The 26,541-nt window shown below is 73.3% G+C and carries 25 protein-coding genes; 15 read left to right on the plus strand and 10 right to left on the minus strand.

The window, feature by feature from the left end:
* Positions 1–122: 122 nt before the first annotated feature.
* Positions 123–1,373 (minus strand): sensor histidine kinase, encoded by a 1,251-nt coding sequence (locus tag ABT092_RS02610; protein ID WP_351238950.1) that lies wholly within the window; start codon positions 1,371–1,373, stop codon positions 123–125.
* A 300-nt stretch (positions 1,374–1,673) separates the two neighbouring features.
* Between ABT092_RS02610 and ABT092_RS02615 the strand changes: the two genes are divergently transcribed.
* The 3 genes from ABT092_RS02615 (at position 1,674) to ABT092_RS02625 (ending at position 4,777) form a co-directional block, all read left to right on the plus strand.
* On the plus strand, positions 1,674–2,879 hold the full coding sequence (locus tag ABT092_RS02615) for a glycosyltransferase family 4 protein (protein WP_351238952.1): 1,206 nt from the start codon (positions 1,674–1,676) through the stop codon (positions 2,877–2,879).
* A gap of 36 nt (positions 2,880–2,915) precedes the next feature.
* Positions 2,916–3,872: a pirin family protein gene (locus ABT092_RS02620; RefSeq protein WP_351238954.1), complete on the plus strand. Its 957-nt coding sequence runs from the start codon at positions 2,916–2,918 to the stop codon at positions 3,870–3,872.
* A gap of 167 nt (positions 3,873–4,039) precedes the next feature.
* The gene (locus ABT092_RS02625; RefSeq protein WP_351238956.1) at positions 4,040–4,777 is read left to right on the plus strand and encodes a GNAT family N-acetyltransferase; all 738 of its coding nucleotides are present in this window, start codon (positions 4,040–4,042) and stop codon (positions 4,775–4,777) included.
* Positions 4,778–4,952: 175 nt separating this feature from the next.
* Here the strand turns inward: ABT092_RS02625 and ABT092_RS02630 are convergent, their stop codons facing one another.
* Positions 4,953–5,726, minus strand: a complete 774-nt coding sequence (locus ABT092_RS02630) for a tellurium resistance protein (RefSeq protein WP_351238958.1) — start codon at positions 5,724–5,726, stop codon at positions 4,953–4,955.
* 409 nt (positions 5,727–6,135) lie between these two features.
* Between ABT092_RS02630 and ABT092_RS02635 the strand changes: the two genes are divergently transcribed.
* The 6 genes from ABT092_RS02635 to ABT092_RS02660 all read left to right on the plus strand — a co-directional run bounded on the left by ABT092_RS02635 (position 6,136) and on the right by ABT092_RS02660 (position 12,522).
* On the plus strand, positions 6,136–7,713 hold the full coding sequence (locus ABT092_RS02635) for a methyl-accepting chemotaxis protein (protein WP_351238960.1): 1,578 nt from the start codon (positions 6,136–6,138) through the stop codon (positions 7,711–7,713).
* Positions 7,710–8,207, plus strand: coding sequence for a hypothetical protein (locus ABT092_RS02640; protein ID WP_351238962.1), 498 nt, complete (start codon positions 7,710–7,712; stop codon positions 8,205–8,207). Before ABT092_RS02635 ends, ABT092_RS02640 begins: the two co-directional genes overlap by 4 nt.
* Positions 8,208–8,371: 164 nt before the next feature.
* Entirely contained in the window at positions 8,372–9,037 is a 666-nt protein-coding gene (locus tag ABT092_RS02645; RefSeq protein WP_351238964.1) for a vWA domain-containing protein, read from the plus strand.
* 10 nt (positions 9,038–9,047) lie between these two features.
* Positions 9,048–10,394: a protein phosphatase 2C domain-containing protein gene (locus ABT092_RS02650; RefSeq protein ID WP_351238966.1), complete on the plus strand. Its 1,347-nt coding sequence runs from the start codon at positions 9,048–9,050 to the stop codon at positions 10,392–10,394.
* Positions 10,391–11,338: a hypothetical protein gene (locus ABT092_RS02655; RefSeq protein ID WP_351238968.1), complete on the plus strand. Its 948-nt coding sequence runs from the start codon at positions 10,391–10,393 to the stop codon at positions 11,336–11,338. Before ABT092_RS02650 ends, ABT092_RS02655 begins: the two co-directional genes overlap by 4 nt.
* A 104-nt stretch (positions 11,339–11,442) precedes the next feature.
* A complete protein-coding gene (locus ABT092_RS02660; RefSeq protein WP_351238970.1) occupies positions 11,443–12,522 on the plus strand; it encodes an AI-2E family transporter in 1,080 nt (359 codons plus the stop codon).
* 19 nt (positions 12,523–12,541) lie between these two features.
* On the opposite strand, the gene ABT092_RS02665 is transcribed toward ABT092_RS02660, so the two are convergent.
* From ABT092_RS02665 to ABT092_RS02685, 5 genes are all read right to left on the minus strand, one after another.
* A complete protein-coding gene (locus ABT092_RS02665; protein WP_351238972.1) occupies positions 12,542–12,835 on the minus strand; it encodes a hypothetical protein in 294 nt (97 codons plus the stop codon).
* A 186-nt stretch (positions 12,836–13,021) separates the two neighbouring features.
* A complete protein-coding gene (locus ABT092_RS02670) occupies positions 13,022–13,147 on the minus strand; it encodes a hypothetical protein (protein WP_351238974.1) in 126 nt (41 codons plus the stop codon).
* Complete coding sequence (locus ABT092_RS02675; protein ID WP_351238976.1) at positions 13,144–13,401, minus strand: hypothetical protein; 258 nt, start codon at positions 13,399–13,401, stop codon at positions 13,144–13,146. The genes ABT092_RS02670 and ABT092_RS02675 overlap by 4 nt, the downstream gene beginning before the upstream one ends.
* 146 nt (positions 13,402–13,547) lie before the next feature.
* Complete coding sequence (locus tag ABT092_RS02680; protein ID WP_351238978.1) at positions 13,548–14,282, minus strand: GntR family transcriptional regulator; 735 nt, start codon at positions 14,280–14,282, stop codon at positions 13,548–13,550.
* Between the two features lie 111 nt (positions 14,283–14,393).
* A complete protein-coding gene (locus ABT092_RS02685) occupies positions 14,394–16,550 on the minus strand; it encodes an ATP-binding SpoIIE family protein phosphatase (protein ID WP_351238980.1) in 2,157 nt (718 codons plus the stop codon).
* A 191-nt stretch (positions 16,551–16,741) separates the two neighbouring features.
* On the opposite strand from ABT092_RS02685, the gene aspS reads away from it, so the two are divergent.
* The 3 genes from aspS (at position 16,742) to ABT092_RS02700 (ending at position 19,797) form a co-directional block, all read left to right on the plus strand.
* Positions 16,742–18,505, plus strand: coding sequence for an aspartate--tRNA ligase (gene aspS, locus ABT092_RS02690; protein WP_351238982.1), 1,764 nt, complete (start codon positions 16,742–16,744; stop codon positions 18,503–18,505).
* 105 nt (positions 18,506–18,610) lie between these two features.
* A complete protein-coding gene (locus ABT092_RS02695; RefSeq protein WP_351238984.1) occupies positions 18,611–19,066 on the plus strand; it encodes an ASCH domain-containing protein in 456 nt (151 codons plus the stop codon).
* Between the two features lie 134 nt (positions 19,067–19,200).
* Complete coding sequence (locus tag ABT092_RS02700) at positions 19,201–19,797, plus strand: Uma2 family endonuclease (protein ID WP_351238986.1); 597 nt, start codon at positions 19,201–19,203, stop codon at positions 19,795–19,797.
* Between the two features lie 267 nt (positions 19,798–20,064).
* On the opposite strand, the gene ABT092_RS02705 is transcribed toward ABT092_RS02700, so the two are convergent.
* Positions 20,065–20,577, minus strand: a complete 513-nt coding sequence (locus tag ABT092_RS02705; RefSeq protein WP_351238988.1) for a hypothetical protein — start codon at positions 20,575–20,577, stop codon at positions 20,065–20,067.
* Positions 20,578–20,953: 376 nt separating this feature from the next.
* Between ABT092_RS02705 and ABT092_RS02710 the strand changes: the two genes are divergently transcribed.
* Genes ABT092_RS02710 through ABT092_RS02720 form a run of 3 tightly spaced genes read left to right on the plus strand, consistent with a single transcriptional unit; the run spans position 20,954 to position 22,834 of the window.
* The gene (locus ABT092_RS02710; RefSeq protein ID WP_351238990.1) at positions 20,954–21,370 is read left to right on the plus strand and encodes a DUF4129 domain-containing protein; all 417 of its coding nucleotides are present in this window, start codon (positions 20,954–20,956) and stop codon (positions 21,368–21,370) included.
* Positions 21,371–21,391: 21 nt separating this feature from the next.
* Complete coding sequence (locus ABT092_RS02715; RefSeq protein ID WP_351238992.1) at positions 21,392–22,273, plus strand: hypothetical protein; 882 nt, start codon at positions 21,392–21,394, stop codon at positions 22,271–22,273.
* A gap of 9 nt (positions 22,274–22,282) precedes the next feature.
* Positions 22,283–22,834: a GNAT family N-acetyltransferase gene (locus ABT092_RS02720; protein ID WP_351238994.1), complete on the plus strand. Its 552-nt coding sequence runs from the start codon at positions 22,283–22,285 to the stop codon at positions 22,832–22,834.
* 132 nt (positions 22,835–22,966) lie between these two features.
* Here ABT092_RS02720 and metG read toward each other — a convergent pair whose 3' ends face one another.
* Both metG and ABT092_RS02730 read right to left on the minus strand, forming a co-directional pair.
* Positions 22,967–24,685: a methionine--tRNA ligase gene (metG, locus tag ABT092_RS02725; RefSeq protein ID WP_351238996.1), complete on the minus strand. Its 1,719-nt coding sequence runs from the start codon at positions 24,683–24,685 to the stop codon at positions 22,967–22,969.
* 193 nt (positions 24,686–24,878) lie between these two features.
* Positions 24,879–26,465, minus strand: coding sequence for a VWA domain-containing protein (locus ABT092_RS02730; RefSeq protein ID WP_351238998.1), 1,587 nt, complete (start codon positions 26,463–26,465; stop codon positions 24,879–24,881).
* Between the last annotated feature and the right edge of the window lie 76 nt (positions 26,466–26,541).

The raw sequence follows: 26,541 nt of genomic DNA on the forward strand, positions 1-26,541 counted from the left end.
GTCCGGGCGGGGGTCGGCCGGGCCGCCCGTGCCGTGTCCCCGGTCGATCACGTTCCGCCGTTCCCTCCGCGCGTCACCCGCTGCCCCTTCCTCCACCACGTGTCCGTCCCGTTCCGCCGTGCTCACCAGGGCAGCTCGGCGACCACGAGGAAGCCCCCGCCGGGGCGTGCGCCGGCGCTCAGCCGTCCTCCGACGAGTGCCGCGCGCTCCCGCATCCCGTTGAGCCCGTGCCCGTGACCCCCGTCGGAGGGAGCGGCCTGGGCGGTCGGGTCCCGGCGGGCGCCGCCGCCCGGACCGTCGTCGACGATGCGCAGCACGAGCAACCGGGCCTCGGCCCGGTAGTCCACCTCCACCAGGGTCCGGCCGCCCGGCGCGTGCTTGCGGGCGTTGGTCAGGGCCTCCTGGACGATGCGGTACGCGGACAGTTCCCAGCCCGCGGGCAGCGCCACCGGCTCCCCGCCGATCCGCAACCCGGCCCGTTCGCCCACCGCACGGTGCTGCTCGACCAGCGCCGGCAACTGCGCCAGCGTGGGGTGCGGGGCGGTGAGCGCGCCGGGCGCGCCGGGGGTGCGCAGCACGCCCAGCAACCGTCGCAACTCGTCCATCGAGGCGCGGGCGTTCACCGCGATCTGCTGGAAGCCCTCGCGGGCCTCGGGCCCCAGACCCGGAGTGGTGTACGTGGCGCTCTCCGCCTGGACCGCGATCATCGACACCGAGTGCGCCACGATGTCGTGCAACTCGCGGGCGATCGAGGCCCGTTCCGCCGCCGCGGCCTCCCGGCGCTCCAGCGCGATCAACCGGGCCTGTGCCAGGGCCCGTTCCCGGCGGGTCTCGTCCCGGGCGCGCACCGCGTCGCCCATCGCCACGGCGCCGATGACGATGACGGTCAACACGAACGCCTCGGCGAACAGCCCCAGTGAGCCGGGCCGCCCGACCGTGGGCACCGGGACGCCGTCGACCGGCGGCCAGGTCGCGATGTGGACCAGGTTCACCGCCCCGGCGCCGAGCACTCCGCTGAGCACCAGCACCGCCGGGTGCTGCACCCGGTGCCGGGCGAGGGTGTAGACGCCGACCAGCCCGCTGACCATGGTCACCAGGTAGAAGGTGTGGTCGGCGGCGAAGGCGAGCAGCGCCGCGGCGATGGTGAGGAACCCGACGGGCGGACAGGTCCGCCGCCACGCCAGCGACACCGTGGACAGCAGCACCCCCGCCCGGGTCCAGGGGTCCGCCGGGTACCAGGACAGCTCCAGCACCGCGAGGACGGTCAGACCCCATCCCGTCACGGTCTGGTACCCCGGCGAGCCGATCCACCCGCGCAGCGCCGTGGCGCGGGGGCGCGGGCGTGGTGTGCGGAGGCGCGGCACAGCGAACACGCCCTCCCCGTCCCTTCCGTCGAGCCCGTGGTGCCGCAGGGTCCCGTGGCGGGGCCGCACCGTCCGATCGCTCCTCACCGTACGGGTGGAGCCGGGCGGACACGTCAGCCCACGGGTTGACGTGCGGATACGCCCCACGGGCCGACGACCGCCCGGGCAACCCTTCCTAGCCTCGGACGGGGCCGAAGGGCGCGGTGCGCACGGGTCCCGACCCGGAGGACCGGGGGCGTGACCGGCCCCGTCCCCGGGCGACCGAACCGGGCAGAGCAGAGCAGAGCAGAGCGGAGCGGAGAGGCACGCATGCGCACCCTGATCGTCACCAATGACTTCCCGCCCCGGCAGGGCGGCATCGAGACCTTCGTCGGCGCCCTCGCCGCCCGCTTCCCGCCGACCGGGGTCGTGGTCCTCACCTCCGCGCACCCCGGCGCCCGCGCGTACGACGTCGCCCTGCCGTTCCCGGTGGTGCGGGCCGCCGCCCGCACCCTGCTGCCCGCCCCGGGGGCCACCGCCCTGGCGGTGCGGACCGCCCGCCGGTACGGCTGCGACCGGGTCTGGTTCGGCGCGGCGGCCCCGCTCGGGCTGATGGCGCGCGGCCTGCGTCGCGGGGCCGGGGTGCGCACGGCCGTCGCCACCACCCACGGGCACGAGGTCTGGTGGGCCAGGACCCCGGGCACCCGGGCGCTGCTGCGCCGCATCGGCGCCGACGTCGACGCCGTCACGGTGCTGGGGCCGGCCACCCGGCGCCCGATCGCCGCGGCGCTCGCCCCCGGCACCCGGGTGGAACGCCTGGTGCCCGGCGTGGACACCGCCGCCTTCCGCCCCGACCTCGACGGCACCCCGGTCCGGGACAGGTACGGCCTGGCCCGCCGCCCGGTGATCCTCTGCGCCTCCCGGCTGGTGCCCCGCAAGGGCCAGGACACCCTGGTCAGGGCGGTGCCGTGGGTGCGCCGGGCGGTGCCCGACGCGGTGCTGCTGCTGGTCGGGGACGGCCCGTACGAGGGGGAGCTGCGCCGGCTCGCGGCGGCGGAGGGCGTCTCGGACGCGGTGGTCTTCGCGGGCGGCCACCGCCACGCCGACCTGCCCGGCCACTACGCGGCGGCCGACGTCTTCGCGATGCCCTGTCGAACCCGTCGCCGAGGGCTGGAGGTGGAAGGGCTCGGCATCGTCTACCTGGAGGCCGCGGCGGCCGGGCTCCCCGTCGTCGCCGGCCGGTCCGGCGGCGCCCCGGACGCGGTGCGGGACGGGGAGACCGGCTACGTCGTCGACGGCACCTCGGTCGCGGCGGTCGCCGACCGCCTGGTGCGCCTGCTGCGGGACGGGCGCCTGGCGGCCGACATGGGGGCGCGGGGGCGCGCCTGGGTCCGGGAGGAGTGGAACTGGGACCGCTCGTACGCGGTGCTGCGCGCCCTGCTGGAGCCGCCGGTGGGGGCGGGGGACGTGGGATCGGGCCGGGGCCGGGGGAATGGAGAGCTGCGGGGGGACGTTACGAGTGGCAGAAAGTTTTAGATTCAACTAAAGTCGGATCACGAGGAGGTACCCACGATGCCCGCTGTGACCGTTGAGAACCCGTTGACCCTGCCCCGAGTGGTGGCGCCCCAGGATGCCGAAGCGCGTCCGGTACTCGCCGTGACCACCGCTCCGAGCGGCTTCGAGGGCGAGGGATTCCCGGTCCGCCGGGCCTTCGCCGGAATCAATTACAAGTACCTGGACCCGTTCATCATGATGGACCAGATGGGCGAGGTCGACTACGCGGCGGGCGAGCCGAAGGGAACCCCCTGGCACCCGCACCGCGGCTTCGAGACCGTCACCTACATCATCGACGGGACGTTCATCCACCGCGACTCCAACGGCGGTGGCGGCACCATCACCAACGGTGACACCCAGTGGATGACCGCCGGTGCGGGGCTGCTGCACATCGAGACCCCGCCGGAGGAACTCGTCGCGTCCGGCGGCCTGTTCCACGGTCTCCAGCTCTGGGTCAACCTGCCGGCCGCGGACAAGATGAAGGACCCGCGCTACCAGGACATCCGCGGCGGCGAGATCCAGTTGCTCACCACGGCGGACGGCGGCGCGCTGCTGCGCGTCATCGCCGGCGAACTGGACGGCCACGAGGGCCCCGGCATCACGCACACCCCGATCACCATGGTGCACGCCACCGTCCGCCCCGGCGCCGAGGTCACCCTCCCCTGGCGCCAGGACTTCAACGGCCTCGCCTACGTCCTGGCCGGCCGCGGCACGGTGGGCGCCGAACGCCGTCCGGTCCACCTGGGCCAGACCGCCGTCTTCGGCAACGGCTCGTCCCTCACCGTCCGCGCCGACGAGAAGCAGGACTCCCACACCCCCGACCTGGAGGTCGTCCTCCTCGGCGGTCGTCCGCTGCGCGAGCCGATGGCCCACTACGGCCCGTTCGTCATGAACACCCGCGAGGAACTCCAGCAGGCGTTCGAGGACTTCCAGAAGGGCCGTCTGGGCACCATCCCGGCCGTTCACGGGATGTGACCCCGCCGGTCGCCCCGCGGCGGCCACCCGCAACGGCGAACCCGCCGAACCCCGCCCGGCTCCGGCCGGGCGGGGTTCGTGGTTCCGGCGCGGTGGGGCGGGCCGGAAGCCTCCCCGCCCCCGGAGCGGTGCGGCCCGGCGAACCCCGGCGGAGCTAGCCTTCCGGCATGCGCCGGGACGAAGAACGCCTGCTGACTCTGGAGATCGACGCCAACCACGGCCTCGTGCCGCAGGATTCCGACACCCCGCAGGCAGTCCTGAGAGACCCTTCCCTGCTCGCCGTGTGGGCCTGGTCCCCCGGCGCACGGCTCCTGGCACTCGCGCCCGGGCTCGCGCTCCCCGACTCGATCGACGGCGCGGAGCAGCAGTACGTCCCCGGTGAGCCGCCCGAAGCCCTGCGCCGTCTGGTCGCGTCCCTCGACGACCGGAAGGTGTCCGTCGAAGGCGGCCCGAGCTACGTCTTCCCCGACCGCCTCACCCTCCCCGACCCGCCCCCGCTGCCCGTCATCACCTCCACCACGGAGGGCCTGCGCACCGCCCGTCGCCTCGTCCGGCCCGACAACTGGCAGCCGGGCGAGTGGGACGAGCTGGTCAACGGGCGCATGGGGCAGTGGGCCATGGCCGTCCACGACCGGGAGCCGGTGTCGATCTGCTTCACGCCCGCGGCGAACGCGACCGCCGCCGAGGCCGGCGTCTGGACGCGCCCCGACTTCCGCGGCAAGCGCCTCGCCCCGGCCGTCCTCGCCGCCTGGTCGGAGCGCGAGCGCCCCGCCCGGAGCGTGCTCTTCTACAGCACCACCGCCGACAACCACGCGTCCCGATCCGTCGCCCGCGCCCTCGGCCTCACCCCACTGGGCTGGATCTGGACCGTGGGCGAGGACACGAGCGGGCCTCGGCGGGACTGACGCGGCAGGCCGGCGCGAGCCCGGTGGTGGGAGGCCCGCCCCTGCCGGGAGGGGCGCCGGCCGGACAACGGTTTCCGCTCTCGCCCTCGTCTCCTTCGTCGCGAGCGTCAAGGCCGCGGGCACCGGCCGGCCTGAGAAGCGGCCGGTCACGGGAGAGTGCAGGGCGGGTCGCCCCCTACCCGTCCTTGCTCGCGTACACCCATTGGAACCCGAACCCGTAGGCGGCGTCGAGTTGTTGCTGTATCCACAGCTCGGGCGAGGGGCGGAACCAGCGGACCTCGCGGCGGAGGGAGAGGCCGTCGACGGCGGGGCGGACCAGGGCGATGGCGCAGGCGGTGGCACCGGACGGGGAGTCGTCGAGGTGGATGCGGGCGCCGGGTTCGCCGGGCACCGTGACGGTGACGGTGGCGCCCAGGGCGCGGAAGTCGACGGCGCCCTCGTACACGTACACGTAGAGCAGCAGCCGTTCGAAGACGTGGGCGTGGTCGAGGCTGACGCGCAGGGTCTCGCCGTCCGAGCTGGCCCCGGTGCGGTCGTCCTGGTCGAGGCTGACGTAGGGCCACCGGGTGAGGGAACCGTAGGAGCCGCCGAGGGCCTGCACGGCGGTGCCGTCGCCCTCGCGGCAGGCCACCAGGCAGCCGAGGTCCAGGTCGGCATCGGCCCCGGGACGCCAGTTGAGGTTGGCCTGGAGGACGCCCCGGCTGCCGGTGAAACGGGTCTGCGGCCGTGCGGCGGAGAGCACCACGGGCGCCGGCTCGCTCCGGTCGGGGGCGCGCACGGGGGTGCGCGGGCGTCGCAGGTCACGGGAGTCGGCCGGGACGGGTGAACCGGTGGGGGTGGGGGAGAGGGGCGGGGTCGGGGGAGGCGGGGCGGAGGGGGCGGAGCCGTTCCGCAGGTGGATCACTCCGCGGGGACGGTCGTCCCCGGAACGGTCGGTGCTGGTGTTCATGGACTCCCCCGGTGCGTCCCAACTCCCTGCGAAACAAGGCGGATCATATGCCCTGTCCGCGCCTTGTGCGCTAATATCGGCGCCCGCGCACGGAGCCCACGGGGGTGAGCAGGCGAGGCCGGAGCGCGGGGGCGGGGTCGGCCCGCCCGGAACGGGGAGGCGGCATCGGACGTCGGTGACCCGCGGCGGCTCCCCGGCGAACGGGCGGGGGGCGAAGGGCGGCTGACGGGCGGGGACGGGAGCGGTCGTGGCCCGACCGTGCTCCGTCGGTGGTCCGTTCGTGGCCCGTCGTGTCGGTCCTCCGGGGCCCGTGGAGTCCGTTTCCCTGCGTTCCGTCGTGCTCTTGGTGTTGTGTGGTGCGAAGAGCCGGTGGTTCGTTCTCTGTCGTTCTCACTTCTAGGGGTTGGCAATGCCCGTTGGGGCACTGGCGGACCGCACTGCGGTCGCCACACAGCTCAGGGACCTGGCGGACCGGCCCGCGCTGGCGCCGCGCCGGGACGAGTTGACGACGCTCGCCGACGCCCTCCAGGGGCTCGGTGACAGCGACCTCGAATCCTGGGCCGAACTCGACCTGTTGGCCGCGTACGCCCGCCCGGAGAGCGTCCGGGTGCCCGCCGCGGAACCGGACGGACCGGAGCGGGCCGTGTGGGGCGTCCTGGAAGCGGTGCTCGGCACGCTGGTGTTCGTGCCGCTGCTGCTCACCTGGATCGGGCTGACCCGGGCGTCGAGCGCGTACGAGGCGCTGATCGGGGCGGATCCGAAGATGGCGGCCCGGCCCTTCCTCCAGCTCTGGCAGACCGGATTCGAGGGCAGGTTGACCGGCTGGTCGACCTTCGGGAACGTGGCGCTGCTGGCGACCGGGGCCATCCTGGTCCTGTTGGTGCTGACCGCCGTGCACGGGCTGCGCAGGGCCCGTGAGGACCGGCGGGAGGCCGCGGCCCAGCGCACCGCCGAGGATCTGCTGGCCCGGCTGGTGCCGGTGCTCACCCGTGCGCAACTCCTCCTGAACGACGAGCGGTTGACGGCTCCCGGCAAGTTCACCGGGGAACTCTCCAAAGCGGCGGGGTCGCTGGGTTCGTTGGTGCGGCGAGCCGCCAGCACGCAGAAGGAGCTGACCGCCGCGGCCACCGTCGTGGGGGAGGCCGTGGACGGCGCCGAACGCCGGCTGGCCGGGGTGGACGCGGCGACCCGTCCGATCGAACAGGCGGTGGGCAGGGTCGAGGCGGCCGTGCGCACCGCTGGGGACGGGGTCGGCAAGGCCCTGGACGGGGTGCGCACCGTCAACGGCGAGGTGCGGGACGCGCTCGGCGCGGCCGGGGAACGGGTCGAGGACTCGGTGCACACCCTGGGCGCCGCCCAACGGTCGTTCACCACGGCGACCGAGGTCGCCACCGACGTGTCGGCCCGGGTCCTGGACCGCTTGGGCGAGGTCACCGAGGAGACGGCGCGGGCCGTCGCCGGATCGCAGGAGGCGGTCCGGCTGCTGTCGGACGAGGCGCGTGCGCTGCGGGCGGCGGCCGAGCGGTTCGCGGACCTGGTCGAGGTGCTCGCCGCCCGGTCCGCCCCGGCGCCGGCGAGCCCCGCGCCGGTGGTCCCCGCCGGCCCGTCCGGCGGGGGTCCCGGCGGGCCCCCGCCCACCGCCCCGGCGCCCACCGGGCCCTTCGTGTGGCCGCCCGCGTCGTCCCCGTCGTCGTCCCCGTCGTTGGCCCCGCCGGCCGGGCACCGGGAGCCCGGCACCCCGTCGACGCCCGGTGCGGTGCCCGGGGCGTCGGGGCCCGTGCCGCCGGTGCCCCGGGCCGGTTCCAGCAGCACCGAGGGCCGCACCGGCACCGGGGTGGAGAGCACCTCGCCCGGCGGGCGGTACGGCCCCTGGGTGGACGACGAGCCGCAGGACGCCCGCCCGGTCGTCGACGCCGACCCCCTGACCGGTGCCGATCCCGTCTCCGATGCGGACCCCGCCGTGCAGCCCCCGGCCGGTCACCGGTGAACCGGCGCACCCGGCACCGCCGTTACCAGCCGCTGCACCTGGCGGGCTGGCTCTTCGCGGACCTGCTGTTGGTGCTGGCGCTGGTCGCGATGGGCGACCAGGGCGACCCGGTGAAGGCCGCCGAGGGGGCGCGGCCCTCCCCCGCGGCCCCGGCGGAAGGAGAGGCGAAGGAGAAGAAGGCGAAGCCGAAGGGTCCGCGCGCGGTGCACCGCACCCCCGTCAAGGTGTCCATCGCGGCGGCCCGCGGCGACACCGACCGGATCGTGCGGCGACTGCGCGAGGTCACCGCCCCGCACCGCGGCAAGCACGCCGCGTTCGTGCTGACCTTCGGCCACCACCGCGACCCGGGGTCCGGCGGGGAGTACGCCAACCGCGTCAACGCGCTGCTGGGCAAGGCCCGTCCGGACATGTTCGACGGCGCGACCACCCGCGACTTCTGGAAGGGCGGCGCAGCCGGCTCCGCCGATCTGGAGATCTACTTCTACACCTACTGACCCCGGCCCGCCGCCCCGCGCCCACCCGATCCGTCCGTCCACCCGATCCGTCCGTCCGTCCATCCGTCCTCCGTCCGACCCCCGCACCGGAACCGGACGACCACCGCAGCCGTCCCCACCAGCCGACCCCCCCGATCACCACGCCGCCCGGAGGTACCACGACCGTGCAGATCCTTCCCTTCTACCTCGTGTGCGACGAGTCGGGATCCATGAACGGGGACCCGCTCGACAGCATCAACACCGCGCTGCCCGAACTCCACCGCGAGATCAGCACCAATCCGACCGTCGCGGACAAGACCCGGTTCTGCCTCATCGGCTTCTCCGACGACGCGAAGGTCCTGCAACCCCTGGTGGACCTCAGCGACATCGACACCCTGCCGGCCCTCGCGGCCGGCGGACTCACCGTCTACGGGGAGGCGTTCCGCACCCTGCGCACCTGCATCGAGGCGGACGTGAACGGGCTCAAGGCCGAGGGCCACGACGTGTACCGACCCGTCGTGTTCTTCCTCTCCGACGGCGGGCCCACCGACGAGGACTGGCAGCAGGCACACAAGGAACTCATCCAGGCCCGCTACCGTCCCAACATCATCGCCTTCGGCATCGGCGAGGCGGACCGGCCGACCATCGGACACGTCGCCAACTTCCGGGCGTTCATGCAGCAGGACCAGAGCGTCTCCGCGGCCCAGGCGCTGCGCGAGTTCGCGGCCAGCCTCACCCGGTCGATCGTGCGCTCCGCGAGCAGCATCCCGGCGGACGGCAGCGGCGGGTTCAACCTCGCCGTGGACGAGACCGTGCCCGGGTTCACCACCGTCGCCCTCGACAAGCTCTGAGGCGGGCGACGTGCACCAGCAACCGGAGAACCCCCAGGAGTGGCCGGCCCCCGCCTCGGGCCCCGAGGACCCGGCGCACCCCACCCACCAGGGCCCCCCGGCGAGCACCGGGGACGCCCTCGACGAGACCTGGTTCAGCCTGCCGCCCGGGGTCGGCGCCGTCCCCTACCGGCCACCGGCGCAGCCGGCGCCCGCCCCGTCCGTCCCCGGGCAGGTGCGGGGGCCCGGCCCGCTGCCCCCGGCCGAACCCGAACCCGTGTCCGCGCCGGCGCCCGCGCCGGTGCGCGTCTCCGCACCCGCGCCCGTCTCCGCACCCGCGCCCGTCTCCGCGCCCGTCCCCGTCCCGGAGCCGGAAGGGGAGCCGGAGCCGGAGCCGGAGCCGGAACCGGCGGCCCCGCCCGAGGCCGCCGCCCCGGCGGGCGCGCCCGCGCCCGCGCCCCTCCCTCTCCTCGGCACCCCGCCGCACAGCGGGCCCAGGCCGCCGCTGTACCCGCCGGACCCGGGCGCGCTGCCCGGCGTGCGGGAGGACCTCGACGGGGCGGTGCTGCCCGACATCGTCGTGGACGGGGCCCGCTACGGGGCGCTCACCGTACGGGCCGCCTCGGTGCGCGGCGACTCGCACCGCTACGAGGGCGGGCCCCGGCAGGACGCGCTGGTGGTGTGCCGGATCGGCGGACCCGAGCCGGCACAGGGTCTGCTGCTGCTCGCCGTCGCGGACGGGGTGGGCTCGGCGGCGCGTTCGCACGTCGGCTCGCACGACGTGTGCCGGGGCATCGCGTTCTTCCTGGACCGCTACGCCGACCAACTCGCCGAGGCCCTGCGGCTCGTGGACGAACGGACCCTGGGGGCGCTGGTCAACTCGGCGGTCGGCAGCGTGGCCGAGGGACTCGCCCAACGTGCCGAGCAGGGCGGAGAGTCGCCGACCGGGCACGCCACCACCCTGCGCGGGCTGCTGGTGCCGCTGGACCCGACCGTGCGGCACCGCGGGTTCTTCGCGGTCGGCGACGGCGGCGCGGCCCGACTGCGCCGGGGCGCCTGGGAGGTCGACGTGTTCGGGGAGGGCCACGGCGGGTCCGGGGTCATCGACACCGGGACGGCGGCGCTGCCCGGGTCCCGGCTGGCCCGGTCGGAGGTCTTCGGCCCCGTCGAGGACGGCGACGTGCTGGTGCTCTGCACGGACGGGCTGTCCACCCCGCTCGCCGGCGACCCGGGGATGCGGGAGTTCCTGGCCGCGGCCTGGGGAGGCGGCGGCCCGGTGCCCGGGCCGGTCGACTTCCTCTGGCAACTCCAGTACCGGGTGAAGTCCTACGACGACGACCGCACCGCCGTGGTCCTGTGGGAGGGCCCGGGGGCATGAGCGAGGCAGACGGCGTGGACGTCCCGCTCGGCTCCCTGCCGGTCCGGGACCGGATCGGGGACGGCGGGCAGGGCGAGGTGTTCACCCTGTCCGACCGGCCCGCGGTGCTGTACAAGAGCTACCGCGACCCGCGGCGGGTCGACGGCGAGGCACTCGCCGCGCTGGTCGCCGTGCGCCGGGCGCTCGATCCGGCGCACCGGGACCGGCTGGACGCGGAGGCCGCCTGGCCGCTGTGCCGGGTGGTCGACGCGGGCGGGACGACCGGCTTCCTGATGCACCGGGCCCCCGCCACGATGACCTGGACCACGGGCACCGGGGACACCAAGCTGACCGAGTTGGCGTTCCTGCTCCGCCCGGCGAAGGCGGCCTGGCAGGCCGTGGTGCAACCGACGCCCGACGAGCGGTTGGCGCTGGCCGCGGCCCTGGTGGAGGCGGTGCTCCGGCTGCACACCATGGGCCTGGTCTTCGGCGACCTGTCGGCCGCCAACGTGCTGTGGACGGTGCGCCCCGAGCCCGCCGTGCACCTGCTGGACTGCGACGGGGCGCGGCTGGTGGGACGGGCGCCGGTGCTGGCGCAGGCCGACACCATCGACTGGGGCGACCCGAAGGCGCCGCCCGGCACGGTCACCGTCGACGGCGACCGCTACAAGGTCGCCCTCGCGCTGGCCCGCGTCCTCACCCGCGACCCGTACGCCGCCCCGGGCGCCCCGTTCACCCCGCTGCCGGGGGTGCTGGACGAGCGGCGGGAACAAGCGGTGCGCCGGCTGCTGGACCAGGCGGCCGGCCCGTACGGCTCCCGCCCCGACCTCGGACAGTGGCGGGTGGCGCTCGGCGGGCGGCAGCTCATCAAGCTGACGGCGGCCACCCCCGCGCCCCGACCGCCCGTGGACCGCAGCAAGTTCGACGGCATGCGCCGGCGCGGGACGATCAACCTGCGGGACTGAGCCGCGGCCGGCGGGCCCCCGGGCCCCGGGCCCGCCGCCCGGCCGCGTCACCCGTTCGCCGTCCCCGTGCGGCGGTGCGGCGCCCGGGCTGGTCGGCTGGAGGGGTGCGTCCCCTGCTGCCCGAACCCGTGCGCCGCGCCGCCGCCTGGTGCGTGGTGTTCCTGCTGGTCGCGGGGGTGGCCGCGGTCGGGATCTGGCTGTGCATCGTGTTCAAGACCGCGGTCACGCCGGTGCTGCTGGCGCTGCTGGGCACCGCCCTGTTGCGCCCGCTGTACCGGCGGCTGGTGGCGGCCCGGGTGAACACCTCGCTCGCGGCCGGCCTGACCTGCGCCGCGGTCCTCGCCGTGGTCGGCGGGGCGGTGTACATCGTGGTCGCCGCGCTGGTCGACTCGGGCCCGCAGATCGTCGACTCGCTGAAGGTGGCCAGCCGTTCCCTCAGCGAGTACTTCGGGGCCGCCGGCACCTCCCTGGACGACCTGGCGACCCATGCGAAGTCGCTGCTCGGCCGGTTCGGTTCGACGGCAGCCTCCGGGGTGATCACGGGGATCAGCGTGGTCGGAACGATGATCGCCACCGCAGTGCTGGCCCTGCTGCTGATCTTCTTCTTCCTCCGGGACTCCGGGCGGGCGCTCGCCGCGCTGCACTCCTTCGCGCCGGGCGGCAGCGGGCGCACCCTGGAGGCGATGGCCCGGCGCGCGTTCCGGGCCGTCGAGGGCTTCATGCGGGGCACCACGGTGATCGCGTTCATCGACGCCGTGTGCATCACCGTCGGCCTGCTGGTGCTGAAGGTGCCGGGCGCGGTCGGGCTGGGCGCGCTGGTCTTCGTCGGCGCCTACATCCCGTACCTGGGGGCGTTCATCTCCGGCGCGGTGGCGGTGCTGGTCGCCCTGGCCGACCGCGGTTTCGTGATCGCGCTCTGGGCGCTCGCGGTGGTCCTCGCGGTGCAGGTGTTGGAGGGGCAGGTGCTCCAGCCGGTCATCCAGAGCCGGACGGTGCAGATGCACCCGGCGATCGTGCTGTTGGCGATCACTGCGGGCGCCTCGGTGGCCGGCATCCTCGGCATGCTGCTGGCCGTGCCGCTGACGGCGGCGGCCTTCGGCGTGGTCGCCGAACTACGGGAGCACTACGGCGCCCCGGCCCCGCCCCCCGGTGCCGCGGGCGACGCACCCGAGTCCGGCACCTGACCCCTGGCGCGACCGCCGCTCACGCGGAGTCGTCGAGGAGGACGGGCGTCATCGCCCGGACCTTGCCGAAGTTCGGCGTGAACCAGTCCCGGCGGACCTCCCCGGTGTTCTTGTCGACGAAGACCACGATGTTGTCCGTCCGGCCGTACGCCGCCAGGCCGTCGACGTGGAACTCCCGCGCCCCCCACACCGGCAGGTAGTCCACGGCGTCCTCGTACCACTCGGGCGCGATGTACAACTCGCCGGAGACCGGCGGCGGATGCTCGGCGAAGTACGCCACCAGCAGGGCCCTGGCTTCGCGGGGGGTCAGCATGACGCCAATCTCGCACACCGGTCCGTCAGCCGCCGGGGTCGGGCCGGGGAAGCCGCAGCCGGGCGAGGGCCGATACGGGTGCCATCGGACCGCGCCCCGGCCGCCACCGAGGTGACCGGAGGCGGCCGGGGCGCGGTGGAGCCCGTCCGATCGGCCGCCGTCGCGGAAGCACGGGCTGACGAGGGCTCAGGCGGTGCCGAGGGCCATCCCGATCACCAGGCCGCACGCACCGCTGATCATCACGATCACCAGGACGCCGGCGTACCGCACGAGGGCGCCACGCGGACGTAGTCGGGTACGGGCGCGCCTCACCGGGGTGTGGAACACGCGGGACGACGACGGTCCTCCTCGTTGTCCGCGAGGACGTGGCACAACTCCGCGTGGAGGAGCTCTGCTTCGGAGGGGGACAGCCACAGGCCGGAGTCCCCCCGGTGCTCGCCGTTCAGCAGGACCATCAGCGGGAGCAGGTACCGGGTGCCGTCGGCATCCTCGATCCTGCGGGTGCGCTTGCTCGGGATGCGGTCCACGCGCCAACCGACGCCGGGGCTGTATCGCGGATCGGCCATCAGGGGGTCGCCTGCCCTTCTGTCACGAGAACTGGACAGGTGGACCATTCCACCGGTTGACCTGTCCAGTCAAGAAGGGCAAACGAAACAACCCCTGCCGAAACAGGGGTTGTTGGGGATCGGTCATGCGTTTTCAGCCAGCCTGGTCACTCCGGCTGCAGGGCGTACTCCTCGGTCCGCGCCCACCGTCCGGAGGGGGTCACGCCCACCTCGTAGGCCAGCGGCCTGCCCTCCGAGTCGTAGGAGACATGGCGCACCTCCGCGACCGCCTGCGGTCCGTCGAGTCCGAGGATGCGCAGCTCATCCTCGGTGGCGAGCCGTGCGCTCCACCAGTCGCGGCCGGTCTGCGGGCGCCGACCGGTCTGCATCTCCACATAACGGGTGGTGCCTTCGCGCACCCGCTCCCGCTGCAACAGGCGCGGCGCCGCCCCGGCCACCTCGGCGGTGAACCACGAAGTGGACATGGCCGATGCCCGATCGCCCTCACGGGTGACGCGCTGCCGCCGTGCGACGTTCGCTCCGGGCTCCACGTCGAGTGCGGTGGCGACGTCTTCCGGTGCGGCCGTCAGCTCCGCCGCAAGGATCTCGGCGTACTCGCCGGCCGTGTAGATGTTCCCCGTCGTCACGGCGGTGCGGTACCGCTCGCCGGCGCTGCGTGCCAGCGGCACGCGCGGTTGGACCGTGGTCCCCACGCCCTGTCGGGAGGCGATCAAGCCCTCCTGGCGGAGTACCTGAAGGGCCCGGACGATCGTCGGGCGGGAGACGTTCCATCGGTCCGTCAGCTCACGTTCGCTCGGCAGGCTGTCGCCCGCGCCGAGTTCGCCTCGCACGATGCGGCCCCGGATCTCCGACGCGATCTGTTCGTACTTCGGCAGTGCCATGGTTCGGGCGCCCCTTGGTAGTTGGCCAGTTGACTTGTCCAGTGGTCATGTTGCCCCACCGCCCCTGGGGGAGCCAAGCCGCTGTCCCGCCGTGCACCCGCCGCTCGTGCCCTACGACGCGTCCGTGCCCGCCGGCTTCGCCGGCCCCTCGGACAGCTCGAACCAGATGGTTTTGCCCTCGCCCCGGGGCTCCACGCCCCAGGTGTCGGCGAGGAGTTCCATCAGCACCAGGCCCCGCCCGGAGGACGCCAGTTCGCCGGGCTCGCGCCGGTGCGGCAGGTCGTCGCTGGTGTCGGTGACCTCCACCCGCAGCGCACGGCGGCCCGGTTCGCCGGTCACCTCCGCGGCGAGCACCGCGTCCCCGTCCGTGTGCACCAGCACGTTGGTGACCATCTCGGAGACCATCAGCACCGCCGAGTCGACCTGCTCGCGGTCCGTCCAGTCGTGCAGCAGCTCCCGCAGCTGCTGCCGGGCCGCTGCGATCCGCTGCGGCTCGGCCTGGGCCACCATGAGGTGGGTGCGGCGGGTCGGGGTGGTCGGCTCGGGGTGCTCGCAGCGCAGCAGCAACAGGGCGATGTCGTCCTCGCGGCGGTCCGCCAACGGGCCCGTGGTGTAGTACGAGGACGGGCCGTGCACCGCCTGCACCAGGCCGTCCGCCAACTCCTCCAGGCTGTCGCCCGCGTACTCCTCCAGGATGGTGCGGAGGCGGGCCCAGCCGGTGTCCCAGTCGTGGCCGCCGGTCTCGATCAGCCCGTCCGTGCAGAGCAGCAGGGTCTCGCCGGGCTCCAGCACCATCCGGGTGGTCGGGTAGTCGGCGTCCGGGTCGACGCCGAGGGGCAGCCCGCCGGCCGTCGAGTGCTGCAACACCGTGCCGTCGACCATCCGCACCGCCGGCTCCGGGTGCCCGGCCCGGGCGATCTCCAGCTCACCGGTGCGCGGGTCGACCTCCACGTACAGGCAGGTCGCGAAGCGGGTCTCGGCCACGTCCCCGGGGGGCGCCGGGCCGGTCGCCCCGTACGGGACGGCGTCCGTCAGCCCGGACAGGAACCGTCCGGCGCGGGACAGCACCGCGTCCGGGCGGTGCCCCTCGGCGGCGTAGGCGCGCAGTGCCACCCGCAGCTGGCCCATCAGCCCGGCCGCCCGCACGTCGTGCCCCTGCACGTCCCCGATGACCAGGGCCAGCCGCCCGGACGGCAGCGCGATGACGTCGTACCAGTCGCCGCCGACCTGGAGCCCGCCGCCGGTGGGGACGTACCGGGCGGCCAGCCGCACGCCCGGCACCGCGGGGCCGAGGGTGGGCAGCATCGAGCGTTGCAGCCCGTCCGTCAGCTCCCGCTCGTTCTCCGCCGTGCCCGCCCGGGACAGCGCCTGGCCCAGCATCCGCGCCACGGTCGTCAGCACGGAACGCTCGTCGGGCGTGAACGTCACCTCGTACGAGAACGCGGCCATCCACGCCCCGATGGTGCGGCCCGCCACCACCAGCGGCAGGAACGCCCAGGACTGCCGGGCGAAGGGTTCGGCGAGCCGCCAGGCCGTGGGGTAGGTGCGCCGGTAGTCCCCGGGGGTCGACAGGTACACGGCCCGCCCGGTCCGCACCACCTGCGCGGCCGGGTAGTCGGTGTCCAGCGGCATCGCCGCGAAGGGGCCCTCGGCGCCGGGGGCGTGCCCGTGGTGGCCGATGACGGTCAGGTGGTCGCCGGTCACCCCGAACACCGCGAGCCCGTCCGGGGTGAACCCGGGCATCGACAGCCGGGCCGCCACCCGCAGCACCTCCGCCGTGGACCGGGCCTCGGCCAGGGCCCGCCCCGCGTCCAGCAGGAACGCCTCGCGGGAGCGGCGCCAGTCGCCGGTGACGGCGGAGCGGGCGGCGGCGCCGGGCGGCTGCTCGCCGATCTCCTGGAGCACCCCGAACAGCTCGTAGGAGCCGGTCTCGGGGTGGAAGACGGGCTTGGAGCGGCTGCGCACGGTGCGCACCACCCGGCCCCGCTCGTCCATGATCCGCAGCCGTGCCTCGGCCAGCGAGTCCTCGGTGACGGCGAGCCGGACGATGCCGTCGATCTCGTTCCAGTCGACCGGGTGGAAGCGGGCCCGCACCCGGTTCTCGTGGACGGTGGTGGCCACCGGGGGCCAGCCGAGCAGCCGGGCGGCCTCGGCGTCGAGGGTCACGACCCCGGCTGCGGTGTCCCAGTGCCAGAGCCCGGTGCGCAGCGTCCTCAGCGCCTCCTCGGCCGCGGGCAGGGCGGCGGGCCGGGGCTCTTCGGTGCACATTGCCCCACTGTAGGAATATCCGATGGAAAAAGGCCACCTCATCCGGAAACCCGTGCGTTCCCGGTGGGTCGCCGCACCGGTGCCGGTTACCCCGGGTAGCCCCGAGGGGTAAAGCCGTCGGGGGATCTTGGGCCCGGACGGTAACCTTGACGGGCCCGGCACGTACCCCGTCAAGACTTGGATGAACCACGATGCATCGGTACAGGTCCCACACCTGCGGCCAGCTCCGCGCCTCCGACGTCGGCACCGACGTCCGGCTGAGCGGCTGGCTGCACAATCGGCGCGACCTGGGCGGCATCCTCTTCATCGATCTGCGCGACCACTACGGGATCACCCAGCTCGTCGCCCGGCCGGGCACCCCCGCCGCCGAGGCCCTGGACAAGTTGACCAAGGAGACCGTCGTCCGCGTCGACGGCAAGGTCGTCTCCCGCGGCGCCGACAACGTCAACCCCGAGCTGCCGACCGGCGAGGTCGAGATCGAGGCCGTCGAGGTCGAGGTCCTGGGCGCCGCCCAGCAGATCCCGTTCACCATCAACGCCGAGGACGGGGTCAACGAGGAGAAGCGCCTGGAGTACCGCTTCCTCGACCTGCGCCGCGAGCGGATGCACCGCAACATCATGCTGCGCACCGCGGTCATCGCCGCGATCCGCCACAAGATGACGGCCCTCGGCTTCAACGAGATGGCGACCCCGATCCTCACCGCGACCTCCCCCGAGGGCGCCCGCGACTTCGTCGTCCCGTCCCGGCTGCACGCCGGCCGCTTCTACGCGCTGCCGCAGGCCCCGCAGCAGTTCAAGCAGCTGCTGATGATCTCCGGCTTCGACCGCTACTTCCAGATCGCGCCCTGCTTCCGCGACGAGGACGCCCGCGCCGACCGCTCGCCGGGCGAGTTCTACCAGCTCGACGTGGAGATGTCCTTCGTCGAGCAGGAGGACGTGTTCCAGCCCATCGAGAAGCTGATGACGGAGCTGTTCGAGGAGTTCGGCGGCGGCCGTCACGTCACCTCGCCGTTCCCGCGCATCCCGTTCCGCGAGGCGATGGCGAAGTACGGCTCCGACAAGCCGGACCTGCGGGCCCTGCTGGAGCTGGTCGACATCACCGACGTCTTCGAGGGCTCCGAGTTCAAGGCGTTCGCCGGCAAGCACGTGCGCGCCCTGCCGGTGCCGGACGTCTCCGCCCAGCCCCGCAAGTTCTTCGACCAGCTCGGCGAGTACGCCGTCGAGCAGGGCGCCAAGGGCCTGGCCTGGGTGCGGGTCGCCGAGGACGGTTCGCTGACCGGCCCGATCGCCAAGTTCCTCACCGAGGAGAACATGGCCGAGCTGACCAAGCGGCTCGCCCTCGCCCCCGGCCACGCGGTGTTCTTCGGCGCCGGCGAGTACGACGAGGTCTCCAAGATCATGGGCGCGGTCCGCGTCGAGGCCGCCAAGCGCGCCGGCCACTTCGAGGAGAACGTCTTCCGCTTCTGCTGGATCGTCGACTTCCCGATGTACGAGAAGGACGAGGAGACCGGCCGCATCGACTTCTCCCACAACCCGTTCTCCATGCCCCAGGGCGGCATGCAGGACCTGGAGGAGAAGGACCCGCTGGATATCCTGGCCTGGCAGTACGACATCGTCTGCAACGGCGTCGAGCTGTCCTCCGGCGCGATCCGCAACCACGAGCCGGACGTCATGATCAAGGCGTTCGAGATCGCCGGCTACGACCGCGAGACCGTCGAGCAGGAGTTCGCGGGCATGCTCCGCGCCTTCCGCTTCGGCGCGCCGCCGCACGGCGGCATCGCCCCGGGCGTCGACCGGATCGTGATGCTCCTCGCCGACGAGCCCAACATCCGCGAGACCATCGCCTTCCCGCTCAACGGCAACGCCCAGGACCTGATGATGGGCGCCCCCACCGAGCTGGACGAGACCCGCCTGCGCGAGCTGTACCTCACCATCCGCAAGCCCCAGCCCAAGTAGTCCCGCCGGCCGGACGGCCACCGCGACGGGCCCGTGACCACACCCCAGACAGGGGGCTGGTCACGGGCCCGTCGTGCGTGCGGCACCCCCCGCTACCGTGACGGCATGACCTCCGACTCCGTCTCCCCCGCCGAGCTGGCCTCCCTGGCCAAGGCCGAGTTCGCCTTCCCCGGCCCGCTGCGTGACCAGCTCGTCGCGGCGATCCTGGACGGCTCCAAGACCACGACGACCGGGCTCGTCGTGGAGTACGAGCACGACGGGGACCCCCTGCCGGAGGTCGGCGACCGTTCGGTGGTCGTCGACTCGGACGACCGCCCGGTCGCGGTCATCGAGGTGACCGGGGTGCGTGTGGTCCCGCTGGGGCAGGTGGACCTCGCCCACGCGGTGGACGAGGGGGAGGGCGACACCAACGCGGCCGGGTGGCGGACCTCCCACGAGGGCTACTGGCACGGCGAGGAGTTCCGCGCGGCCCTGGGCGACCCGGGATTCACCGTGGACGACGGGACGCCGGCGGTCCTGGAACGCTTCCGCCTCGTCGCCGACCTCCGGCCCAGGGACTGACCGGGTCCGGAGCGCCACCGGTGGGTTCACCTGTGTGAGTCCCGTGCAAGCCTTCTGACCTCGTTTCATCGGATGGTGCCAACAGCAGCACGATCCGTGCGGAGTTCTGAACTCCCGGTCCTAGCCTCGCGGGCATGTGCATCCCCCACACCACCCACCCCTTCGCCGATGGCCCGGCCCAGGAGTGCTTCGAAGCACTCGCCCGCCGCGCTCACCGGAACGACGAAACCCTTCGCCTTGAGTTCATCGACGGAAGGATCGTGGAGAAACCCATGGCGGACGGTGTACACGGGCGGATCGTCCAATGGCTCACCGAACGGTGCTTTGACCACCACCCCCATGGGTGGCTGCACTCCGACCAGGGCGTCAGGCTGACGACCTGCCCCCAGGGCAACGCCCGCCCGGACGGGTTGCTCGCGCCGACGGACACCTTCGTCGGCCAGGGCGAGTGGGCCTCCGCCGACGGCGTCCTCATGGTCGTGGAGGTCACCTCCGCCGATCCGAAGACCACCGACCGGGACCGGGTCGAGAAGCCCCGCGCCTACGCGGAGACCGGCCTCCCGGTCTACCTGCTGATCGACCGGGGCACCCACGAGGTCAAGGTGCACTCCCTCCCGGACGGGGTCCGCTACGAATCCGTGCTGACCGTGCCCTTCGGCAAGACGGTGCCCCTCCCCGACCCGGTCGGCTTCGACCTGGACGCCGAACCGCTGACGGGATGGGTGGGCTGATCCGCACTCGGACGCGAGGAAAAGGGCCGGGCGGGGCCGTCTCGTCCGATTCCGCCACTTCCGCGTTCCCGCAGGGACACGGGCAGGGGAGCGAAAGTACGCCGAGGAGGACGAGGAGCCCGTCCTGAGTGACGAGGCGACCGGGCGCCCGGCCGCGACAGCCGTGTGGGCCGCTCCCTCCGAGGAGGCGTTCACGCAGGCAGGGCGCGCAAGGAACGGCCGGTGGCGGCTCCAGTAGGGCACGGTTCCACGGGAGGTCCGTCGGGTTCACGCGGTTTCCTCTGCTTCGGCGTCGGCTTCGACTCGATGGAGCCGTTCCCCTCCGCGTGCGAGCAGGGTGTGGAGGGGAGCGCTGGGACAGGCGTACCGGTCCACGGGCCCGGCCCAGTGAGCTCGGCCGAGCCGGAGGGGGAGACCGGGGCGGGGCACACCGAGGTAGTACCCCGCTCCCAGGTGTTCGACCTGCGGCATTCGATGCGGGAGCCAGGCTCCGCACGCGGTGAGCACGTAGGTCTGCCGGGTGATGCGGTCGGTGAAGACGGGCCCGCCGCCCAGGGCGCTGCGCAGGACGGCGGCTGCCCGGGCGTCGTCGGTGGCAGCGGTGGCGACGCGTACCAGGTCGCAGGGGATGCGGACGGCGTCGAAGGTCCGTCCGCAGGTGAGCAGGGCCACTCCACGCGTCCCCCATTCGGTGAGGGCGGTGGACGGGTTCCCGGCGGCGAGCAGCAGCCAGCGGGTGAGGGCCTCCGTGTCCGGCCGGGGCATCAACGGCGAGTTCATCAGACGCTCCCGACGGGGATGCTGGTCACGCTCACGGCTTCCTCGGCACGTCGATGACCCGACGAACCGCCGGGCATCGGTGCCGTTGTCGTCCGGGACGGGTGCTTGGTCCGTGGTGGGCATGGGGCGCTCCCCCTGTGGTTCACGAAGGGTGTTCAATGGGACACCCTCGGCCATGGTCGGAAAGAGCCTGGCGTTCAGGAGGCGTCACTTCTACCCCCATTCCTCCCTCGTTTCTTATGGGCGGAGTTGACGCTTCACCTCGGATCGCCCTCGCTTCTCCCCCGGTTTCTTTGGAGACCTCTTTCAGGGGCAAGTAGCCCAAGACAGGAGAGCTAGCATCGGCGCGGACCATCCGGCTGTGGGAAGAGGAGGCATGGTGCGAACACTGTTCCGGTACCTGCTGGATGAACGGGAGTGGCGTACTCATGGCGCGTTTCTTGCCGCGTTCGCACCAGTGGCCCATCAACTCGGCCTGACCGGCATCGAGCCCGCTTCAACCACTTTCGAAGCGTGGTACTACGGAAAACGACGCCCTCAGAGGGATGCCCGCAGAGTCTTGGTCGAGATGCTCGGCTACAGCATCGACCAGCTGTGGGCAGAAGTGCCCGAGGGAGCCCATGGGTTCCTCGTCGTTCCCGGTGCTTCAGCAGCCGATCCCGACGGGGACTTGAGCGAGATGAAAAGGACGGGTGCAATGGCCGCGCGAAGGGCGAGGGACTTTGTTCTTGGGGCTGAACGGACCCGAGTCGGAGAGGAGACGATCGGGTTCCTCGACGATGAGGTAGCCTGACTCGTTGCTGAGTATCCACGTGTGCCACTGGCAGACGTCTGGGAGGATCTGGCGGCTGCGCAGGACGACGCATTTCGCCTGCTGGAAGGCGGTCGGCTGCGCCCCACCCAGCTTCGGGATTTGCACTTCAAGGCTGCGGTGCTGTCGTTCCTGATGGCCAAGGGCAGTAACGACATGGGTGACCCCAAGACTGCGATGATGCAGGCAAGAGCAGCGCTGGCGTGCGCTGCCGACGCCGAGCATCCCGGACTGATGGCATTGGCGAACGGGCTCAAATCACTGATCGCGTACTGGGCTGACCGACCCGAGGACGCTGTGCATTTCGCCCGCCAGGGAGGTGCCCACGCATCGGCGGGCCGAGGCACGGTCGGCCTGTGGATGCTTGGTCTGGAGGGCCGTGCGGCTGCGCTCCTGGGTGACACTGAGACGGTCAACGCAGTGGCCCGGGCGGCTGACGAACAGCGTGATCGTGTGGTGCCCGATGACTTGGATGCACTGGGCGGGCTTCTCACCTATCCGGCGGCCAAGCAGCTGTACTACACGGTCGAGGCCGAAGTGCTCCTGGGCCGTGGCGACGACCGTCTGTCCGCTGAGGCGGCCCGGGCCGTTCGAGAGTTCAGCGATTCCGGTTCCGCGCACTGGGCCTTCGGCGATTTGGCCGGAGCCCAATGCAACCATGCTCTGACCCATCTGTACGCCGGAGAGCTGGAGGGGGCGGCAGCAGCGATCCGACCGGTACTGGACCTGCCTGTGAACCAGCGCAACAACGGCATCGTCGTCTCGGCTGCCCGCGTGCGCCGAGCCCTGTCCAAGGGAACCCTTGGTGATGCGGCCGTGGCCAGGGAACTGCGTGAGGAGATTGCGCAGTACGGGTCCGGCCGTCTCGCTCTGCCGCGCGGATAGGGTGCCTCCGTGTACCCAGTCAGCCGACACGGCCAGCGTTTGGAGCTCCGCGAAACGGACCCGGCCGACGTGGACTCCGTCTTCGCGATCTACGGGGACCCCGGAGCCACGGAACACCTGTCGTTCACTCCCCGGACCCCGGTTGACGTTCGGGCGATCGTGCACCGGGCCATCACCTCCGCAAGAGCGGCCCCCCGCTCCGAGTACGCGCTTGCGGTCGTGGAACGGGACGGCGGACAGCTGGTGGGGGTCGGGCGCCTGGCCTCCGACCCCCACCAACAAGGGGCAGCCACCACCGGCTTCGCTCTGCGCCGCGAGTCCTGGGGGATCGGCTACGGGACCGAGATGCTCCGCCTGTTGCTCGCCACCGCGTTCGAGGACCTCGGGCTGCACCGGGTCTGGGGCGCGCGTTCCCCCCTCAACGAGGCGTCCGCCAGGACCATGCGGGCCGTGGGCATGTCCGAGGAGGGGATCATCCGCGAGCACGTGATGAAGGACGGACGGTGGCGGGACTCCGTGGTGCACGCCATCCTCGACCGTGAGTGGACCGCTGCCCACTAGCCGGACGCCGGACGCCGGGACCGGTCACCCCGCCTCGCTCGGGTGGCGGACCTGTGGGCACCGAACGCCCGAGGGGCGCGCCGAACGTCCGGCGCGCCCCTCGGGCGTACGTCGACCAACCGGCGGTGAGTGCTACTCGCCGCCGCCGAACCGCTCCCGGAAGCCCTCCAGGTCCTCGTCCGTGATCTTGGCGAAGAGGACCGGCGGCACCGTGAACGGGGTGCCCGCCGGGACCGCGTCCAGGGCGGTGGCCTCCGCCGGGGTGACCCAGGGCGCGGTGTCGCCCTCCAGGGCGAAGACGCCCCGTAGGGCCTTCGCCGTCGCCGGGACGAGCGGCTCGGACACCACCGCGTACAGCCGGATCAGGTTCATCGCGGTGCGCAGCGTCAGCGCCGCCGCGTCCTGGTCGGTCTTGATCTCCAGCCAGGGGGACTTCTCCTCCAGGTAGGAGTTGCCCGCCGACCACAGGGCGCGCAGCGCCGCCGCGGCCTTGCGGAACTGGAGCGCCTCCATCTGCTCCTCGTACTCGGCGAGCAGCCGGGCGATCTCCTCGCCGAGCCGCTGCTCGGCCTCGCCCGGGGCGCCGCCCGCCGGCACCGCGTCCCCGAAGCGCTTCTTCGAGAAGGACAGCACCCGGTTGACGAAGTTGCCCAGGGTGTCGGCGAGGTCCTTGTTCACCGTGGCGGTGAAGTGCTCCCAGGTGAACGAGGAGTCGTCGGACTCGGGGGCGTTGGCGATCAGGAAGTACCGCCAGTAGTCCGCCGGCAGCACGTCCAGGGCGGCGTCCGTGAACACGCCCCGCTTCTGCGAGGTGGAGAACTTGCCGCCGTAGTAGGTGAGCCAGTTGAACGCCTTGACGTAGTCGACCTTCTTCCACGGCTCCCGCACGCCCAGCTCGGTGGCCGGGAACATCACGGTGTGGAACGGGACGTTGTCCTTGGCCATGAACTGGGTGTACCGGACGGTGTCGTCGGCCTCGTACCACCACGACTTCCAGTCCCGGGTCTCGCCGGCGGGGGCCGCGTCGGCCCACTCCTTCGTCGCGGCGATGTACTCGACGGGCGCGTCGAACCAGACGTAGAACACCTTGCCCTCGGCGGCCAGCTCCGGCCAGGTGTCCGCCGGGACGGGCACGCCCCAGTCGAGGTCACGGGTGATCGCCCGGTCGTGCAGGCCCTCGGTCAGCCACTTGTGGGCGATGGACGAGGCCAGCTGCGGCCAGGCGTCGCCGACCTCGGCGATCCACGCCTCCACCTCGGGCTGGAGCTTCGACTGGAGCAGGAACAGGTGCTTGGTCTCGCGCACCTCCAGCTCCGTGGAGCCGCTGATCGCCGAGCGCGGGTCGATCAGGTCGGTGGGGTCCAGCACCCGGGTGCAGTTCTCGCACTGGTCGCCGCGGGCCTTGTCGTAGCCGCAGTAGGGGCAGGTGCCCTCCACGTACCGGTCCGGCAGGAACCGGCCGTCGGCCGGCGAGTACACCTGCCGGATCGACCGCTCCTCGATGAACCCGTTCTCGTGCAGCTTCCGCGCGAAGTGCTGGGTGATCTCCACGTTCTGCGCCGAGGAGCTGCGGCCGAAGTAGTCGAAGGCCAGCTCGAAGCCGTCGTACACGGCCTTCTGGGCCCCGTGGGCCCGCGCGCAGAACTCGTCCACGGGCAGTCCCTGCTCCTTGGCGGCCAGCTCCGCGGGGGTGCCGTGCTCGTCGGTGGCGCAGATGTAGAGGACGTCGTGGCCGCGCTGGCGCAGGTACCGGGAGTACACGTCCGCCGGGAGCATGGACCCCACCATGTTGCCCAGGTGCTTGATCCCGTTGATGTACGGAAGGGCGCTGGTGATGAGGTGTCGAGCCATCGGGGGCTGCTCCCAGGTCGCGGTGCGGTGGTGTGGTCTTCCGACCGGGCCGGTCACCGGGCCTCGTGGCCCCGTCCGGCGGGGTGCGGAATCCACAAATCGTATCCGACGGGCAGGGGCGCCCCGCGCGGAGATTTCCGCGCGGGGCGCCCCTGGGACCCGCCGGTGGTGCGGGTGCGCGGACGGGCCGTGCTCAGCCCCGGCGGGCGGCCAGCCAGGCGGGCAGCGCCGAGAGCAGCCCCTCGTACACCTGCTTGTCGGTGAGCTCGCGGGGCGCGGGCCCCGCGTGGAAGAAGCCGGTGTGCTCGGCGGTCAGCTTCCGCAGGTAGTCGAAGCCCTTGCCCTCGTGCTCGCCGAAGGCCACGAAGTGGAAGAACAGCGGCAGCCGGGCCGCTGCGGCCAGTGCCTCGCTCGCCACGCCCTTGGCGTCCGGCGGCCCGTCGACCTGGAACACCACCAGCGCCGGCTCGGTCGCCCCGGACTTCTCGTAGTGGGCGACGACCTCCTCGATCGCCGCGTGGTAGGCGGTGCGGCCCATCCGTCCGGCCGCCTCGTGCAACTCGTCGACCTTGCCCTCGTACGAGGAGAGTTCCAGTTCCCCGGTGCCGTCCACCTCGGTGGAGAACAGCACGACGGGCACGGTGGCCGTCTCGTCCAGGTGCGCGGAGAGCGCCAGCACCTGCTCGCCGAGGCCCTGCGCGGAGCCGTCCTTGTAGTACCCGCGCATGGAGCCCGAACGGTCCAGCACCAGGTACACCCGCAGCCGGGCGCCCGCCAGGCCCTGCTTGCGCAGCGCCGCCCCGGCGGCCTTGTACCCGGTGACCAGCCCGGGGGCCCGGGTCTTCACCCGGGCCAGGCTCCAGGCGGGCTTCGCCGGGGTCTCGGGCGTGGTCTCCGCGACCGTCTCCGGTTCCGCGACCGTCTCCGGTTCCGCGACCGCGGTCGGCTGCGGGGCCACGGGCTGCGGCGTGACCTCGGGCGTCTCCTCGGTGGTCGCGACCGTCTCCGGGACCCCGGCCGCCCCGGTGGGGGCGGTGACGGGTTCGGCGCCGGGCTTGTCGGCGGGGACGGGGGCCGCGGGTTCCCGCTGCTCGGTCTCCCGCTCGGGGTGCGGCTCCGTGCGCGCGGGCGCCGCGGTGCCGGTGCCCGCGCCGGCGCTGGTGGCGTCCGGACCCGGCTCGGGGGTCGGCAGCGGGTCGGGCTCGCCGGCGGGTGCCGGGATCGTCGGCTTCGCCTCCGCGCCGGCCGGCGGAGCCGGGGGCGCCGCCGGCGCGCCGGGCTGCGCCGGAACCGAGGCGGACGCGCTCCGGCCCTCCTCAGCGGAACCGTTCCGCCCCGACTCCGCAGGGCGGGCCACGCTCACGTGGTCGAACGCGGCGGAGACCAGCTCGTCCGCGACCGAGGACTGCACGGGTACCCGGGCCTCGGCAGCGGCGCCGGTGTCGGCCGGCTCGGCCGCCGCCGTCGACGCCGCGGAGGCGGTCGCCGAGGAGGGGACGGACTCCGTCGCCGTGTCCGACGCGCCCGGGGCGTCCGAGGCGCGCGCCGGCTCGCTCGCCGGGGCGGGCACGGTCCCCGCCGCCTCCGTGCTTCCGGCGCTTCCGGCGCTCGCCGTGGCCCCTTCGTCCGTGGTGGTCCCGGCGCCGGAATCCGTGGTGCCCCGGGCGCCCTCGGTGCCCTCGGTGGACGACTGCGGCGCGTCCGCCGCGGCGTCCTGCGCCGGGCCTTCCGCCTTCTTCGACCGACCGAACACGCCCCGCAGCCGATTCAGAATGCCCATGTGCGCAACCCTTCAGATGAGTTGTTCTGTTAATCCCTGGCCAGGACGGCTACGTAAGGTTAGCCAAACGCCCGCA

Origin of the sequence: Streptomyces sp. NPDC002490, from assembly GCF_040296045.1 — a bacterium.
Taxonomy (GTDB): domain Bacteria; phylum Actinomycetota; class Actinomycetes; order Streptomycetales; family Streptomycetaceae; genus Streptomyces.